Origin of the sequence: Streptomyces sp. NPDC059695 (assembly GCF_042733785.1) — a bacterium.
In the GTDB taxonomy this organism is placed as follows: Bacteria; Actinomycetota; Actinomycetes; order Streptomycetales; family Streptomycetaceae; genus Streptomyces.
The window spans coordinates 38467-55052 of the sequence record NZ_JBHWFF010000019.1; the positions used below are offsets into that span (position 1 = coordinate 38467).

Here is a 16586-nt window from a genome sequence, read left to right on the forward strand (position 1 = left end):
AGCGGGCGGCGGGGGACGACGCGGAACGGGCGGCGGGCCGCGCCGGGCGCACCGGTCGTCCCGCCGCGCCCGGCGCACCGGTACTCCCCCTGGCCCCACGACTTCACACCCCCCGGTGAGAGGGGTCCCTGACCGGCCCAACCCGGGGCCGCGCGGATGGTGCGCCGGGAGGGGCGCGCCGAGACTCCGGCCATGAGACACCACACTTCCCGGAGACAGGGGCGCGCCCGGCGCCGGACCGTATCGGCCGGGCTGTCCTGCGCCGTCACCCTCGCCGCCGTCCCCGCCCTGATCCTCGGCCCGGGCGCCCCGGCCGCGTTCGCGGCGCCGCTGCCCGGAGGGCTCGGCCCCTGCGTGCCGGGGGACTGCCCCGACCCGTTCCCGGGCATCGACAACCAGGGCATCGCGGGCCGCGACGCCGGCATCAACATCTTCGTGGGGGACGACTTCCTCGTCCGCGGCCGGGCGGCCGAGGCCGAGGGCCGTGTCGTGGTCCTCGACGACTTCGACCAGAACAAGGACGCGGCCGCGGGCGGCCTGTACAACCTGGGCATCGTCGGCGTCGGTTCCCGGGTCGTCCCGCCGAAGGACGCGGACTTCCTCACCACCGGCGGGGACGTCACGATCGCCGCGAACCAGCGCCTGGAGACGACCGGCGGCCTGGTGGACGAGATCGGGACCGTACGCCACGCGGGCACCGTCACGGGGAACGTGACCGGCACCCTCGTCCAGGACGCGAACGCCGTCGCCCGGTACGCGGGCCTGCGCGATCAGCTCACGGCCGCGAGCCGCTGCTACGCCCGCGTCGACGGCCGGCCCCGTACCCCCACCGGCACGGCCGTCAACCAGGGCACCCAGACCCTCTTCACGGGGGACGGGACGTCCGCGCTCCAGGTCTTCAACGTGGACTTCGACATGACCACCGCCACCGGCGGACAGCAGGGCGTCGTCTTCGCCGGCATTCCCGCCGGAGCCACCATCCTGGTCAACGTCACCGGCACGGACCGCACCATCAGCACCTACAGCGGCGGCATCGACGACAGCACCGACCCGCTCAACGCCTACCGCGAGCGGCTGCTGTGGAACTTCCCCGACGCCACCACCATCGACCTGGCGGGCACCGGACAGTTCCAGGGCAGCTTCCTGATGGGCGAGCAGTCGTCGATGACGACCGTGACCCTGCCCGGCATCAACGGCCGCTTCTTCACCACCGGTTCGGTCACGCACACCAGCGCCGCGTCGGGAGGCGGCGGCCAGGAGTTCCACGCGTACCCCTTCGTCGGGGACCTGCCCGACTGCGGCGACGGACCCGCTCCGACCACCGGCGCGGTGAAGGTGGTGAAGACGGACGCGGAGACGGGTGCGGTGCTGCCGGGCGCGACGTTCCGCCTGTGGGAGGAGACGAACGGCACGACCGGTCTGCAGACGTCGGGGGACGACCCCGACACGCAGGTCGGCGCGGCCTGCGTGACGGGCGCGGACGGGGTCTGCGCGCGGACGGTGGAGACGGGGACGTACTACTGGCAGGAGACCGACGCTCCCGACGGGTACGACCTGCCGACGCCGGCGGTGTTCGGCCCGCTCGTCCTGACCGAGGAGAACGCGGCCGCGGGCGTGTCCGTCACCGCCTCCAACACCCGTACCCCGGTCCCTCCGGGCACCGGGTCCCTCATGCTCCTCAAGTCCGACGCCGACACGCACCTGCCGCTGCGCGGGGCCACGTTCGAGCTGTGGGAGGAGACCAACGGCCGGGCCGGTCTGCAGACCGACGGCGCCGACCCCGACACCCGCACCGGGGCGTCCTGCACGACGAACGCCGCCGGTCTCTGCCGGTTCGGGGACCTGGACCACGGCACGTACTACCTGCGGGAGACCGCGGTGCCGGACGGATACGTCCTGCCGGCCGACCCGGTCGCGGGTCCGTACGTCATCAGCGGTGACCAGGAGACCGCGGTCGTGCGCCTGGACAACAGCCGGGGTGAGGACCCCTGCGAGCCCACGGGCTACGGCGACGAGGACCACGGCTACGGGGAGCAGGGCTACGGCGATTCGGGTTACGGCGACTGCGCCGCGAAGAGGACCCGGACCGGCCACGCCGCCTGAGCGGTCGAGGCAACGGCCGGACCGCCGGGGCCGTTCAGGCCCGGCGGTCCGGCCGGATCGTGATCTCCACGCGGCGGCCCGTCGGTGATCGTCGCGTGACGCGACCCCGATGCGCTGATCGTCGAGTACGTCGAGTACGTCGAGCACGTCGAGTACGTCGAGTACGTCGAGCACGACAGGGCACGCCTGGAGCACTTCCGCGGCGCTGTCGCGCCCCGCCCGGCCAAGCGCGCGCCGGCGCGGAGCCCGAGGGGCGTCGTCGGCGGGGGCGAGGGGAGGTCCGTTGTCGCGCGCGCCGGTCACGCCTCCTCGCCGTCGCCACCGACCAGCTGCCCGTCGTGGTCATCGGGGCCGGGCCCGCGGGCCGGGCCGCCGAGAAGCTCCTGGCCCCCACGGGCTGGGCGAAGCCCGACGCGAGGACCTACCCGTCCCGGCGGAGACTGGGCGGACGCCGCCCCTTCACCGCCCTGGCCTCCCTCGCCGAGCTGGCCGGCGCAGCGGACGGCGCCGGTACGAAGGCCGTGTGGATCCTTCGCCGGGGCATCTCCGGCTCCACCTTCGGTGGCGGTGCGGCCGATCAGCTCCCCGCCCGCGGTGCCCTGGGCCACGCCGCCGCCGTGACCGGCTTCCGCACGGAGGCGATCGAGCGCGACGGCGACCGCCTGGTCCTCGTGGCCGAGGACGGCCGCCGGCTCGACCCGGTCGACGAGATCATCGTCCTCACGGGCTTCCGCCCCGATCTCTCCTTCCTCTCGGAGCTCCGCCTCGGACTCGGCGACCGACTCCAGGCCCCGGTGGAGCTCGCCCCGCTGATCGACCCCAACCGGCACTCCTGCGGCACGGTCTACCCGCACGGCGCGAAGGAGCTCGCCCACCCCGAAGAGGGCGTCTACCTCGTCGGCATGAAGTCCTACGGCCGCGCCCCGACCTTCCTCGCCCTCACCGGATACGAGCAGGTCCGCTCCGTCGCCGCAGCCCTCGCGGGCGACCGGTGGGCGGCCGAGCGCGTCGAACTCGTCCTCCCGGAGACCGGAGTGGGCGGCGGCGCCGGGCTCTTCGACCAGCCGCAGTCCGACGAGGCACTTGCGGACGGCTGTTGCTCCCCCGACCCCGCGCTCGTCCGGCTCGGCGAACGCCACTGGGTCACCGAAGGCTGACCTGCCTTCAGGAACGGGCACACGCACGGCACATGGCCCGGCCAGGCCGGGACGGCGAGCGTCGTGGCACGAGTCCGGTCAGCCCGTACCGCCTCCCACGCGCGCCAGCCCCAGCTCGTAGGCCGCGATCACGGCCTGCGCCCGGTCCCGGAGCTCCAGCTTCGCGAACAGCCGGTTGATGTGGGTCTTCACCGTGTGGTCCGTGATCGTGAGGCGATGCGCGATCTCCGCGTTGGACAGCCCCCGGGCGATCAGCGTGAGGACCTCCGCCTCACGCGCGGTGAGTTCCCCCACGGAGTGGGCGGGAAGTCGCGACGTCCGCGCGTCCACGAACTCGCCGATCACCCGCTTGGTGATCTCGGGCGAGAGGAGCGCGTTCCCGGCCGCCACCACGCGCACCGCGTGCAGCAGTTCCGGGAAGGTGGCGTCCTTGAGCAGGAAGCCGCTCGCCCCGGCCGCGAGCGCGTCGTACACGTACTCGTCGAGGCCGAAGGTCGTCAGGATGAGGACCTTCGGCGGGTTCCCGGACCCGGCCAGAATCTCCCGGGCCGCCTCGATGCCGTTCTTGTGCGGCATCCGTATGTCGAGGAGCACGAGGTCGGGCCGGGTCTCGGCGGCGAGGCGCACCGCCTGCGCACCGTCTTCGGCCTCGCCGACGACCTCGATGTCCTCCTGCGTGTTGAGGAGGTTGACGAAGCCCGTACGCACCACCGCCTGATCGTCGGCGACCAGCGCCCTGATCACACCCGTCTCCTTCACCGTGCCGATCACGCGCTCCCCCAGGGAAGCTCCGCCTCCACCAGGAATCCTCCGTCCGGGCCCGCGCCGGCGCTGAGCCGGCCGCCGACCAGGGCCGCCCGCTCCCGCATCCCGGTCAGGCCGTGGCCCGCACCGGGGCCCTGGCCGCAGACCGGACCCGGACCGTCGTCGCGGACGCGCAGCGTGAGCAGCAGATCGGTGCCGTAGTGGATCTCCACGACGGTACGGGCGCCGGGCGCGTGCTTGCGCGCGTTGGTCAGCGCCTCCTGGGCGATGCGGTAGGCGGACAGTTCCCACACGGCGGGCAGCGGCACCCGTTCCCCGGTGACTCTCAGCTCGGCCTCGCCGCCCACCGTCCGGTGCTGCTGGACCAGTTCGGCGAGATGGTCGAGGGTCGGCTGCGGGGCGGTGAGGACCGTCTCCTTGTCCTGGGGGGTGCGCAGGACACCGAGGAGGCGGCGCAGTTCGGCCATCGAGGAGCGGGCGGTGCCGGCGATCTGCTGGAAGCCGTCGCGGGCCTCGGGGGTGAGGCCGGGGGTGGTGTACGTGGCGCTCTCGGCCTGCACGGCGATCATCGACACCGAGTGGGAGACGATGTCGTGCAGCTCGCGGGCGATGGCCGCCCGTTCGGCCTCGGCGGCCTGCCGGCGCTCGATGGCGATCAACCGGGCCTGGGCCAGGTTCCGTTCGGTGAGGGTCTCCGCCCGGGAACGTACCGCGTCCCCCATCATGACGGCTCCGAAGACGACCACGGTCAGCAGCAACGACTCGGCGAACAGACTCAGCGAGCCCCGTTCCCAGAGAGCGGGCACCGGCAGGTCCATGCGCGACCAGGTGTTGATGTGCACCAGGTTCACGCACAGGGCTCCGAGCGCGCCGCCCACCACGGTCACCGCGGGGTGCAGCACCCGGCTGCGGCCCAGGGTGTAACAAGCGATCAGCCCGCTCGCCATGATCGAGACGTACAGGCTGACGTCGCCGGCGAACCCGAGCAGCCCCGCGGCGACCGTGAGGACGGAGACGGGCGGGAGGGACCGCCTCCACATCAGCGAGGCGGAGGAGACGAGGACCCCGATCGTGGTGGTCACGGAGGCGGGATAGGCGATCAGCTCCGCCACGGCACCGGCGGTCAGGGCACCGCCGGTGACCCAGGGGTAGGCGGGCGCGGCGATCCAGGCGCGGAACCGCTGCGGGAAAGGCGTACTCATGCGTCCATGGTCCGTGCCGGCGCGGGTCCGCGCGTCACCGCACGGGTTGAGTCTGCGACCGCATGTCATGCCACGGGTCGAGTCGCGGGTCCGGAGCCCGGGTTGACGCCCTCGGGCCCGCGCGTTCCTAGCGTCTGTGGGCATGACGAAGAACCTTGAACGGTACGTACGGCGCGCCCGGCGCCTGCGCGACGAGCGCCACGTGTGGGCCGGCTGCGCGCTCGTCGCGCTGGGGCTCGCCCTGGTCTCGGACCTGGGGCCGCACCGGGTGTGGGGGGTGACGGCGGCGACGGGCTACGCGGCCGCGGCGGTCCTGGCCCGCGGCGAGCGCTCCCGCCCCGCCGCCCGGGCCGTCGCGCTGGCGGGGGCCGTCGTGGTGCCGCTCGTCTCGTCGGTGGCGGCCGGTCTCGGCCAGCTGGAGGTCGCGGTCGTCGAGCGGTCGGGACGGCTGCTGCTCGAGACCGGCAGCCCGTACACCGCCGATCCCGCGGTCGTCGCCGACGTCAACCCCTATCTGCCCGGGATGGCGTTCTTCGGCGTGCTGCCCGGGGACCCGCGCTGGTGGCTGGGCGGCGTCTTCGTGACGGCTCTCGCCGCGGCCGGGCTGTACCGGACCCGGCTGCTCGCCCTTCCTCCGGTCGCGCTGCCCGTCGCGGTCGGCGGGACGGACCTTCCGGTCGTCGGCCTGATGTGCCTCGGCATCGTCCTCGCCGGGCAGGGGCGGTCGGGCCGCGCGGGACTGGTGCTCGGCGTCGCCGCCGCGCTCAAGTGGACGGCGTGGCCCGCGCTGCCCGTGGCCCTGGCACTGGTCGCGGTACGGCGGGGCGGCCCGGCCTCCGCACGGTACGTCGCGGTGGCCCTGTCCACGGCGACGGCGGCGGTGCTGCCCTTCGCGCTCTCCGACCCTTCCGGCTTCTGCCGGAGCGCCATCGCCTTCCCGCTGGGTCTCACGGACATCGCCTCGCCGGCCGCGAGCCCGCTGCCCGGTCATCTGCTCGCGGTGTACGCCCCCGGCGGCAGGGTGATCGCGCTCGCGCTCCTCGCGGCGGGCGCCCTGCTGCTCGCGGTGTCGCTGGTGGTGCGGCCGCCGGGGACGGCGCGGGCGGCCGCCGCCCGGCTCGCGCTCGGCCTGGGTGTGGCGATGACCCTGATGCCCTCCACCCGATTCGGCTACGTGGTCTATCCGCTGGTGCTCGGGGCGCTCGCGTACCGGATGCGGCAGCCCCGTAGCACCCCCGCCGTCCTTTCCCCGGAGGTCGCTGCCGTATGAACCACGACGCCCGCCCCCGCACGCTGATCGTCACCAACGACTTCCCGCCCCGGCAGGGCGGCATCGAGACGTTCGTCCGCGAACTGGCCGACCGTTTTCCACCCGACGAGGTGGTCGTGTTCACCTCGTCGCCGACCCGGGCCACGGCGACCGAGACATCCGACGAGTCCCTTCCCTACCCGGTGATCCGCCACCGGGCACGCACCCTCCTGCCCGGCCCCCGGGCCACCGCGCACGCCGCGTCCGTGGCCCGCCGGTACGGCTGCGACCGGGTGTGGTTCGGCGCCGCGGCGCCGCTGGGCCTGATGGCAGGCCGACTGCGCCGGACGACGGACATCCGCACCGCCGTCGCCACCACGCACGGACACGAGGTGTGGTGGGCCCGCACCCCCGGGGCCAGGGCGCTGCTGCGCCGCATCGGTGCGGAGGTCGACGCCCTCACCTGGCTGGGCGAGAGCACCCGCCGGCCGATCGAGGCGGCCCTCGCCCCCGGGACCCGCACCGCACGCCTGGTCCCCGGGGTGGACACCACGGCCTTCCGCCCCTTCCTGGACGGCGGCCCGGTGCGGGCCCGCTACGGTCTGGGCCGCCGCCCGGTGATCCTGTGCGCGGCCCGGCTGGTCCCGCGCAAGGGCCAGGACACCCTGATCAGGGCGATGCCCTGGATCCGCAGGGTGCTCCCGGACGCCATGCTGCTCCTGGTCGGCGACGGCCCTCACGCCCCCGAACTGCGCCGACTCGCCCTGGCGGAAGGCGTCGTGGACGCGGTCGTCTTCGCCGGCGGCCACCCCCACCACGCCCTCCCCTCCTTCTATGCCGCCGCCGACGCCTTCGCCATGCCGTGCCGCACCCGCAGAAGGGGCCTGGAGGTGGAGGGGCTGGGCATCGTCTACCTGGAGGCCGCGGCGTCCGGACTCCCCGTCCTGGCGGGCGACTCGGGCGGAGCCCCCGACGCGGTACGCGAAGGCGAGACCGGCTACGTCGTCGACGGCCGCTCGGTGGCGGCGTCGGCGGACCGCCTGGTCAGGCTCCTCCGCAACCCTGGACTCGCTCGCGAGATGGGCGAGAGGGGCCGCAGCTGGGTCCGGAAGGAATGGGCCTGGGACCGGTCCTACGAGACCCTGGCGCACCTGCTCCGTCCGACGTGAGCCTCCGGGCCCGCGACGGAGATCACGGGCAGCTCTTCCGTGCCGTCCACGGCTTGTGCCGGAGATGCCGCCGGGGAAGAGGGCTGTGGTGGCGGCGAAGGGGCGAAATGGGGGACTACAGCCAGTCCTTGCGCTTGAAGACCATGTACAGGCTCACGCACACCACCGCCATCAGCACCACCGCGAACGGATACCCGCCCGCCCGGTGCAACTCCGGCATGTGGTCGAAGTTCATGCCGTAGATCGTTCCCACCAAGGTGGGTGCGAAGAGGATGGCCGCCCAGGCCGAGATCTTCTTGAAGTCGTCGCCCTCGTTGCGCTGACCTGCGCAGATCCTTGCGGAGAATCACCGCTGGTCGGGACTGTGATCCGCGTGCCGTGTCAGGCTACGCGACGTGGTGGCAGTGGGGCAGGTGGCCGCTGTTCGGTCGGCGGTAGATCGCGATCGGGTGCGGCTGCTCGTTGACAGGGAAGGCAACCGACGACGCGGACCAAAGCGCTCCCTGCGACTGGATCTGGCGAATGGAGTCCCTGCGCAGGATGCGAGGTCACGGCGGCGTCCCATGGGTCGGGGCGGATCACAGCCCGGGCAGCGAGACTGTCCTGGCGGTTTCCGGTCGGCAATCCGCCAGGCCTTGAGCCGGGCGAAGGCTCGCTCGACGGGGAAGCGGAGTCGGGCATGATCTTGGTTGACGGCTGCTTGTCTGACGGTGAGAGTCTTCCGAGGTGGCGTTTGAACGGCACCTGGAACGTGCCGCCGGCCCCGGCGTAGCCCTTGTCGGCGAGCACGGGGATCCGTAATCTCTCCGTGCCTTCGGGCTTTGCCCGAGTAGTCCCGTTCGTGGTCGCCGACCCGGTCGCACTCGGCGATGGTGCCGTCGACCGGGACGTACTCGGGGCGTGCGCGGCGCAGTGCCTGTGTCAGGGACGGTGCTCTCGAAGCAAGGAGTTTGATCACGCTCTGTGCGTAGGCGTGGGCGGTGCCTTCGCTGATGCGGAACCCTGCGGCGAGCTTCGCGTAGGTCGTGTGCTCGCGCGGGTAGACCAAGGTGATGACGGCGCGTTGTGAGGGCCGCAGTTTGCAGCGGCGGTCACCCTCGCGGGTGACGATCAGCATCGTGACCCACTCCACAAGCGCATGCGGCAGGTCGAGTGCGGCAGGTTAGACGGCCAACGAGGCCTCCGGGCACAGCGGTTGAGATGTCAGACAACTCGAACCACTGCCCGAAGGCCTCGCCTGCTATCCACCTTCGGCCGTCACCCGATCGGTGACCACGCTGAAGATCCTTATTGATCGCGATGCCCGCGCTGATGGCCGCAGAAGGGGAATCGACCTTGCGTCCGTCGGCAGTTGCGCCGTTGCCGGCCCACGTCCTCGCGGGGCCGCTGGACAGCCAGTGTGACGCCTACAGGTTGGCTGTCCAGCGGCGGACGCCTACATCAGCGGGCTTGCGCGCCGAAGCGAGTGCCGACGTTGGGCAGGCCGCCGGTGCCCGGCTTGTACACGGTCACCGGTGCGACTGTTCCGCCGGTGATGGTGTTGGACATGGGCAGCGCGTACAGGGCGCCGAGGCCGGGTCCGTAGGGCATGCCGACGTAGAGCTTGGTGCCGGTGTAGTGGATGTTGCGGCCCAGGTACTGGTTGGCGCCCGGGGTCCCGGGGATGCCGTCGCCGTCTCCGGCCTCGATCCAGCGGTCGTTGGTGCCGGCCGCCGCGACCAGGGAGAAGGTGTGGATGGCGCCGGCGTTCGCGGTGGTGCCGAGGGCCTCACCGGGGGTGCCGACGGCGAGGCGCATGGTGGCGCTGGTGCTCACGGCACGGGGTGCGGTGTTGACGGCGGTCAGGCTCTCGCCCATGCGGTCGCCGGCTTCGGCGGTGCCGGAGACGTCGTCGTCGGCGGTGCCCTGCCACAGCTGACGCGTCTCGCTCCACGCGCCCGCGGCGGTCACGCGGCCGACCACGACGCGGCCCGCGTCGGCCTTCTGTGTGGCGCCGCCGTCCGTGGACATGGCCTCACCGGGCGAACCGATCGCCAGGATCGACTCGTTGGCGGTGGCCGAGCCCGAGGGGCGGTAGTCGGTCAGGGAGAGCGACCAGGCGAAGTCGTCGTTCGCCTCGGCGCCGCCGGAGACGGTGTCGAGGTCCTGGTCGAGGCCGAACAGCGGCTTGGGGTGACCGTCGGCGTGCAGGGTGTGGCTGAACACCGCGAGGTTGCCTGCGGCGGCGTCGCCACCGATGACCTCATTGGGTGCGCCGATCGCGATGTGGTTGGAGTCGGCGGCCAGCGACGTGCCGAAGCCGTCGTTCGCCTCGGCCGCACCGGGGACGTCGGCCTTGTCCTGGTGGATCGCGACGTTGACGGAGCCGCGCAGGTAGAAGGCCGCACCGGCCTTGGCGACCGTGCCCACCTTCTCGCCGGGCGCCGCGACCACGATGTAGGGCTCGCCCGCGGCGGTGGTGCCGGCCACGACGTTGTCGCCCATCCGGTCGCCCGCCTCGGGCGTGGCGGCCTTGATCGCTCCGTCACCCGCACCCTGCTCGAAGTGGGTGCTCTTCAGCGCGCCGGTGCCCATACCGCCCGGGGCGCCGTACAGGATGTCGAAGAAGCCCGCGTCGGCGGCGGTGCCCACGTCCTCGAGGGTGGTGCCGACGACGAGGTCCGTGTAGCCGTCCTCGTTCCAGTCGACGGTGTCCATGGAGTCACCGAACCAGTCACCCGGTTCGGCACCCCCCGCCACCCAGTCGAGGTCCTGGTTGATCTCGGCGATGCCCTTGCCTCCGCCGTACACGATCCGCACCAGACCCGCGGTGGTGTCGGTGCCGACCGTGCCGGCCGGGTCGGCGATCGCGATGTCCTCGAGACCGTCACCGTTGAAGTCCACGATCCGGGTGGCACCGACCTTGCCGTCGATCCAGGACTTGAGGTCGTCGACACGGGAGATGACGCCGGCCGTGGAGGTCTGCGCGGGGTCGATGCCGTAGCAACCCCCCTGCGAGGACTGGCTGCTGAGGCCGACGAGTTGGCCGGCGCGTACGACGGGGCCACCTGCGTCGCCCATGCAGGCGGCCGCGCCGTCCTTGCCGGTGACGGTCGCGGAGGCGGCGGCCGCCGAGTCGACGGTGTAGGCGGCGGTGTGCAGCTTGAGCGGTGCCCACTCGGTCTTGTTACGGCCGTAACCGGCGAACTTCAGCTCTTCACCCACTGCCGGTGCGGACGCGGCGAGCGCCACCGGATTGACGCCTGTGACCGGCCTGTTGAGGCGGGCCAGGACGACATCACGGTCGGTACGCGGGACGAGTTCGACCACGCGCCGCTCGGCGCCCTGGGTGCCGGACAGATCGGAGCGGCCGATGATCGCGGTGGTGCTCTTCTGCGGGGCTCCGGCCGGGACGGCGAGCGAAGCGGCCGGGTCGGCGGCGAAGCAACTCGCGGCGGTCAGCAGCCACTCGGCGTCCACGAGGACGGCGGAGCAGCCGCGGTCGTGCGGGCCGACGGTGATCTGGGCCGTGTAGGCGTAGGTGGTGTCGGAGTCGGCGACAGGCGTGCCGGTGACTGCGGAGGCGGATGGGGCGCACAGCGCCAGCGGAGCCGCTATCAGGGCTGCGCCGAGCGTGGCCAGGCGGAGACCTCGGGAGTGCTGCATGAGTTGTTTCCTTGCTGCGGGATCCAAGGGGTGAACAGGCGGTCCGACGTTTCTACTTGGAGGTGCGGATCTCGACGAGCATGTGGTCGCGACCCTCGGGGTCGGCACTCTCGCCGACCGCGGTCCAGGTGTTCTTGGCGACGTCGAAGGACTTCTCCTCCGTGCCGACCGTCATGTCGACCTGGGCGCTCTGGTCGACGCTGCCCTTGACGGCGTACACGGCGGGGATCTCAAGCGTCAGCCAGCCGCTGTTCCCGGTGACCTTGAAGCAGATCTTGTCCTTGCTGCGGGCCCAGACCTCGAGCAGTCCGGTCTCACTGGCGCAGTCGGCCAGCACGATGTGCCCGTCGCCCCGCTTCAGGACGATGTTCTTCTCGGCGAGGATCTTGTCCGCGTTCGGGTAGTTGTATTCCTCCACGGCATATCCGGGTGCCGCGTCGGCCACGGGGTCCGTGTTCCCCGCCGGCCGGCCCGCCGACGAAGTCGTCCACAGCACGGCCGCCAGGCCGGCGGTACATGCCGTCGCAATGACGCGAGTGACGAGTTTCATGTGCATTTCCCTCTTACAGATCAGGTGCCTCATCCCCTTCTTCTCTGCATAGCGACGCGCCCCGACCGGGTGCCTCTACGCCGTTTCAGGGAAATGCGAGCAAGTCCTGGAAGCAGTCGGGATGACGACTGCCGATATTTCCGCGCAGGCCGTTTCGGCCCACCTGGCGAGGCGTGCGAATTCATCCAGGCGAGCTGAAGCGGCTTTCTGCGGCGCCTCATTCAAGAGCTCAATCCCTCCACATGTCCAGCAGGGCAAACCGGAAGCAGCTATGCAGGGTCGGCGAATTCGCCCGCTGAAACAGCCAGTTGCACGAAGGTTGTAGGGATGATCGTGAAGGGCTTGTGAAAAGTGTGAGGCGTGACCTTCACGTACGTGTGGGCTTTGACTCGCGAATGGAAATTCTATCGGGAGATGTTTGGAGTCGAAATTTCCAATTTGCTGGATGGATCGCGCTTTGCGATCCATCATGAATGGTGGAGTGGATTCCCCGAGAAAACGGAACAATTGCCACAGATTAAACCGTAGAGCTGCACCTCGCATTGCTAGCCAATTGACGTTTAACTGAATGGATGTTGGGATCATGCTGCCTCGACGCCCGGACAGCATCTGCGCGCTATTTGCGCATCTGTCTCGGCGACGCGGCGGGCGGCACCGTGCCGCGCCATCGGGGCGAGTGCGGGTCGGATAGACACAGTGAGAGTGGAAAGGAGTCGTGATGTCACAGCAATCACGGCGGGTGTTGAGCAGGCGTCAGACGCTGGCCATTTTCACCGGGGTAGCGGCCGGCAGCGTGCTGTCCACCGGTATGTTCGGGACGCGCCCGGCGTACGCGGCGAGCGGTTCGGGTGGCACGCCGGCGGTGCCCGAGGGATCTGGACTTCCGGATACCGATCGCGGCAGGGTGGTCTGGGCGTACCGATCGGGCCGCCGGGCCGTCCGCACCGCGGCGTCTGCGGCGCTGGCGGGATCCGCCGCGGACATAACGGAGTTCCTCGCTCAGAAGGCACCCGTGGCCTGGGCCGAGGACAACAGGTTCGCGCTCGCGGAGTCCCTGGCCACAGCGGGCTTGGCGACGCGCAACGCCATCGGTGCGGCGTTGTCCAGCGGGGACGCAGCGGTCGAGACCCTCCTCCAGGGCGGTTTCCAGACTGCCGTGGACGAGGATCTCAGGGTGGCCGTGAGTACGGTCCAGGCCCACGGTGCCAAGGCTGTGAAGCGTGATGCATCCGCCGCGCTGGCGGCCGATTCCCCCTTCGCGTTGCGCGCCTTCCTCAGTGACGGGCGGTTCACCGCGCAGGAGGAGGACGACCGTGTGCAGGTGATGACCATCCTCGCCTCAGCGTCACCACAGGTGGCTGACTACGCGAGTCGGGCCATGAACGACGGGTCGGCCAGGGCCATCCGGTGGTTCCTGGAGACGGGTCAGTACATCGCCCGGGCACGCGACGAGGAATCGGCCACGATCAAGCAGTTGGTCGACACCGTGGAGAAGGAAGCACGCCGCGCCGGTCTGAAGACCGATGAGGCTGTCGAGCTGTCCGAGCAGGCAGTCAAGGCTTCCGAGAAGGCGAAAGCCTCGGCACTGGAAGCCAAGGCCGAGGCCTTGGCCGCCGAGCAGGATGTCGCACGCTCGGCCAAGGCGGCGGGGAAGGCCGCGCAGGCGGCCAAGGGCGCGGCCGCGGCCGCGTCGACCGCTGTGGCGGCCTCACGGACGGCACAGTCCGCCGCACAGCGTTCGGTGGCTGCCGCCAATGCCGCTGCCGCGGCAGCGGCATCGGCGGGACGCGCTGCGGCGAATGCGTACCGTGCGGCGATCGCCGCTTCCAAGGACAGGGCGATGGCGGGCGCGGCCACCGCGGCGGCGGACGTGTGCCTGAAGCTGGTGAGCTTCGTGCGCACGGTGGCCGCCAAGGCGGACCTCGCGGCCTTGGCTTCCGACGCGGCGGTGCGGGCGGGCGACGCCGCCCGCAACTCGGCGGTCAACGCGGCCGCCGCCGCCGGCGCGGCGGCCGACGCGGCCGTGGCCTCCGGAGCAGCCAAGTCCGAGGCCGCTGCCGCGAAGCAGGCCGCCGCCGAAGCGGATGCCGCCGCGGCCGTGGCGACCACGGCGGCGGGCAGGGCGCGGAACCTGGCCGGGCAGGCGGCCGCCGCTGCCCGCACGGCGCGTGACGCGGCCAACAGCGCCGCCGATCACGCCGAGAAGGCGGCGGCCGCGGCCAAGGAAGCGGCCGCGCACGCCGGTGAGGCGGTCGACTACGCCAACCGGTCCACGCTGGCTGCCGACGCCGCTGTCGAGGCGGCGAACGCCGCCGCCGCCGCGGTCGCCAAGGCGGGGGATGTCGAAGCGCTGGCCCGCCAGGCCGAGGCCGACAGTCTGGCCGAGGAGACCAGCGAGGCGATCGAGCAGGCACGGCTCGCGGCGAGTGCGGAGTTGAACGAGCTCGAACGGTTCAACCGGGAGCGGACCCAGGAAGCACGCCTCTCCGAAGAGCTCCTGGCACTCATCAGCGCTGCGGAATCAGCGCTGCAGAACGGAACCATCGAGCAGGCCGCGGCGGCCGGGCGCAAGGCGGCGGTCCGCCTCTTGGAGGGCTCGGGGACCTGGACCCGTCAGGCAGCGGAGTACGCGCTGGCCGGTTCGGACCAGGACGTCGTCAACTGGATCTCGACCGACCGCGTCCTCGCGCTGCAGCAGGACAACGTCGAGAACGTCGGGGCGGTCGCCGCGACGTCGACGGAGGCCGTGGCGACGGCGGCCGCGGCGGCTCTGAAGACCGAGGACCACGCCAAGATCAAGGCGTTCCTGGAGACCGGAGCGGTCGAGGCGGGCGCTGAGGACAACCGGGTCGAGGTGGCCAGGATCCTGGCCGACCCCAGCAGCGGCACGAGGGTGCGAAGCGAGGCATCGGCCGCACTGGACGCGGGGACCGCCGAGGCCCTGCACACCTTCCTGTGGGTCGGCCGCGAGGCGGCCGTACGCGAGGATGACCGGGTGGCCGCTTCCGCACTGCTCGCAAGCGGAGGCCCTTACACCAAGGCGGCGGCGCAGATCGCGCTCGAGGGCGACACCTTCATGCTCCGCCAGTTCATCTCAACGACTCAGTACGACCTCGCGCGGATCGACCACGATCGCGCCACGCACATCAGCGCGGTCCGTGCGTCGATCGCACGCGCGGCCAAGATCGCGGCGAATGCGCAGGAGGACGCGGCCCGCGCCTCCGAGGCTGCCGCCCTCGCACGCCAGGCCGCTGACAAAGCGCTCGAGTGGGCCGACCTCGCCAAGGGTTATGCCGCGGATGCGGAGAACTCTGCGCAGGAAGCACGTGACAACGCCGACGCCGCCGAGACGTCTGCGGCCGAAGCGGCGAAGTCCGCCCAGACCGCGAGCAACGCGGCCGCCGCGGCAGTCAAGGCGAGCAGCGTGGCACGCACGGCCGCGACGCGAGCCGTGCGGTCCGCTGAGATCGCCGCGCGCTACGCCACGGACGCCGCGATCTCGGCAACGGTAGCCCGCAAGCAGGCACTCGAAGCCGGCAAGGACGCCGCCGCCGCCGCGCAGGCCGCAACCCAGGCCTACATTCTTGTTGCCCAGGCCGCGGTGCGTGAGGCGATCCAGAAGGCGATCGACAATGCTTCCGTTCCCATCGGCGGCGGGAACGGCCTTCCGGCCGGAGCCGAGAGCTGTCTGACGCCGTTCGGCAAGCCCATCCCGTCCGGAAACGGCAATAACCCGTTTGAGCTGGGGTGGAGCTGGCTCACGGGGGGCGGCGACCGTTCCCAGTGTTTCGGCCCGGACGACGGGTTCACCAAGCTCTACCGCGAGCATCCCTGGACCAGTGAGGCCCTCGGCTACTTTGCTGATCGGGTGCGGGCCGGGAACTACGAGCTGGGTCACACGTACATGTACGACTACAGCCTCGCCGGCTTCCAGGGCCTGAAGTGGCTCAGAGACATCCATGCCACGCAACCAGGAGACGGGCTCCTGACCGGGTACACCGGAAACTTCGCATACGCGTTCCTGGGCTCACAGCAGATCCGGATGACCCCCATCCGGAAGAACGCGGACGGCAGCGTGGTGTGGCGGTACACGGCGTTCAGCGCGCAGAGCATTGAGTCCGCGACCCGCCCGCCTGTCATCGGGTACCAGGACTGGTACAAGGACACCGCGGGTAAGGCCATCAATGGGTTGATCGACTGGGTCAGCGGCGACTCAGGGCCGGGGTCGACCATGACCATGGTCATCGAGTTCAACGTGACGCTGGGGCCGTAGTGGGCAAGCTGACGAGTGGACGTTGGTTCGCCGCTGCCCTGGCCGCTTCCGCGGTACTCATCGCAGGCTGCACGGCTCAGGCCGACGCCGAAGACCTGCCCGGTCTGTACCGCAACGAGGAGACCGGCGGCGAGATCCGGCTTGATTCCGACGGCACATTCACGGCCACTCATCTGTCGACAGACGCGCACACCGACCCCGCCGATTTCCACGGCCAATGGGAGTTCGTCGACAGCAGCGGCAGCGACTTCGTCTACCTGGACATCGATGAGCGTGGCATCGGTGAGGTCTCCGGTGTCCAGCTCTACACGCGCGGCGGAGGAAAGGTAGCGTTCAGCACTCCGGATGGGGCGTGGTCCCTGGTGCTCACCAAGAGCACTGAGACTTAGGGGTCGTGTCTCAAACGGTCATGGAACGTATGGGTCGAACAGGGATCCTGGCCGGGTGATCTTCCGGTGGTGCGCGCGTGAAGG

Annotated in this window: 9 protein-coding genes and 3 pseudogenes; 6 read left to right on the plus strand and 6 right to left on the minus strand. The window is 71.2% G+C overall.

The features are described 5' to 3' along the window. Window positions 1-192 precede the first annotated feature (192 nt). Together ACFV2S_RS23445 and ACFV2S_RS23450 are read left to right on the plus strand one after the other, a co-directional pair. Window positions 193-2103, plus strand: a complete 1911-nt coding sequence (locus tag ACFV2S_RS23445) for a choice-of-anchor A family protein (protein WP_385562371.1) — start codon at window positions 193-195, stop codon at window positions 2101-2103. A 224-nt stretch (window positions 2104-2327) separates the two neighbouring features. After that, window positions 2328-3260: pseudogene (locus ACFV2S_RS23450) on the plus strand (flavoprotein); the annotation flags it as partial. A gap of 78 nt (window positions 3261-3338) precedes the next feature. On the opposite strand, the gene ACFV2S_RS23455 reads toward ACFV2S_RS23450, so the two are convergent. After that, window positions 3339-4031 (minus strand): response regulator, encoded by a 693-nt coding sequence (locus ACFV2S_RS23455; RefSeq protein WP_385562374.1) that lies wholly within the window; start codon window positions 4029-4031, stop codon window positions 3339-3341. Then, on the minus strand, window positions 4028-5227 hold the full coding sequence (locus ACFV2S_RS23460; protein WP_385562377.1) for a sensor histidine kinase: 1200 nt from the start codon (window positions 5225-5227) through the stop codon (window positions 4028-4030). Before ACFV2S_RS23460 ends, ACFV2S_RS23455 begins: the two co-directional genes overlap by 4 nt. Before the next feature lie 142 nt (window positions 5228-5369). On the opposite strand from ACFV2S_RS23460, the gene ACFV2S_RS23465 reads away from it, so the two are divergent. Both ACFV2S_RS23465 and ACFV2S_RS23470 read left to right on the plus strand, forming a co-directional pair. Then, window positions 5370-6497, plus strand: a complete 1128-nt coding sequence (locus tag ACFV2S_RS23465) for a glycosyltransferase 87 family protein (protein WP_385562381.1) — start codon at window positions 5370-5372, stop codon at window positions 6495-6497. Then, window positions 6494-7645 carry a glycosyltransferase family 4 protein gene (locus ACFV2S_RS23470; protein WP_385562385.1) on the plus strand — a complete coding sequence of 384 codons (1152 nt, stop codon included), beginning with the start codon at window positions 6494-6496 and terminating at the stop codon, window positions 7643-7645. Before ACFV2S_RS23465 ends, ACFV2S_RS23470 begins: the two co-directional genes overlap by 4 nt. A 115-nt stretch (window positions 7646-7760) precedes the next feature. Here the strand turns inward: ACFV2S_RS23470 and ACFV2S_RS23475 are convergent. From ACFV2S_RS23475 to ACFV2S_RS23490, 4 genes and pseudogenes are all read right to left on the minus strand, one after another. Further along, window positions 7761-7946, minus strand: a pseudogene (locus tag ACFV2S_RS23475) (CorA family divalent cation transporter); the annotation flags it as partial. A 288-nt stretch (window positions 7947-8234) separates the two neighbouring features. Further along, window positions 8235-8762: pseudogene (locus tag ACFV2S_RS23480) on the minus strand (transposase family protein); the annotation flags it as partial. A 323-nt stretch (window positions 8763-9085) separates the two neighbouring features. Further along, window positions 9086-11290 (minus strand): trypsin-like serine protease, encoded by a 2205-nt coding sequence (locus ACFV2S_RS23485; RefSeq protein WP_385562388.1) that lies wholly within the window; start codon window positions 11288-11290, stop codon window positions 9086-9088. 52 nt (window positions 11291-11342) lie between these two features. Next, complete coding sequence (locus tag ACFV2S_RS23490; RefSeq protein WP_366306496.1) at window positions 11343-11840, minus strand: hypothetical protein; 498 nt, start codon at window positions 11838-11840, stop codon at window positions 11343-11345. 718 nt (window positions 11841-12558) lie between these two features. On the opposite strand from ACFV2S_RS23490, the gene ACFV2S_RS23495 reads away from it, so the two are divergent. Together ACFV2S_RS23495 and ACFV2S_RS23500 are read left to right on the plus strand one after the other, a co-directional pair. Further along, a complete protein-coding gene (locus tag ACFV2S_RS23495; RefSeq protein ID WP_385562391.1) occupies window positions 12559-16113 on the plus strand; it encodes an ALF repeat-containing protein in 3555 nt (1184 codons plus the stop codon). Then, complete coding sequence (locus tag ACFV2S_RS23500) at window positions 16113-16502, plus strand: hypothetical protein (RefSeq protein WP_385562393.1); 390 nt, start codon at window positions 16113-16115, stop codon at window positions 16500-16502. Before ACFV2S_RS23495 ends, ACFV2S_RS23500 begins: the two co-directional genes overlap by 1 nt. Window positions 16503-16586: the final 84 nt, after the last annotated feature.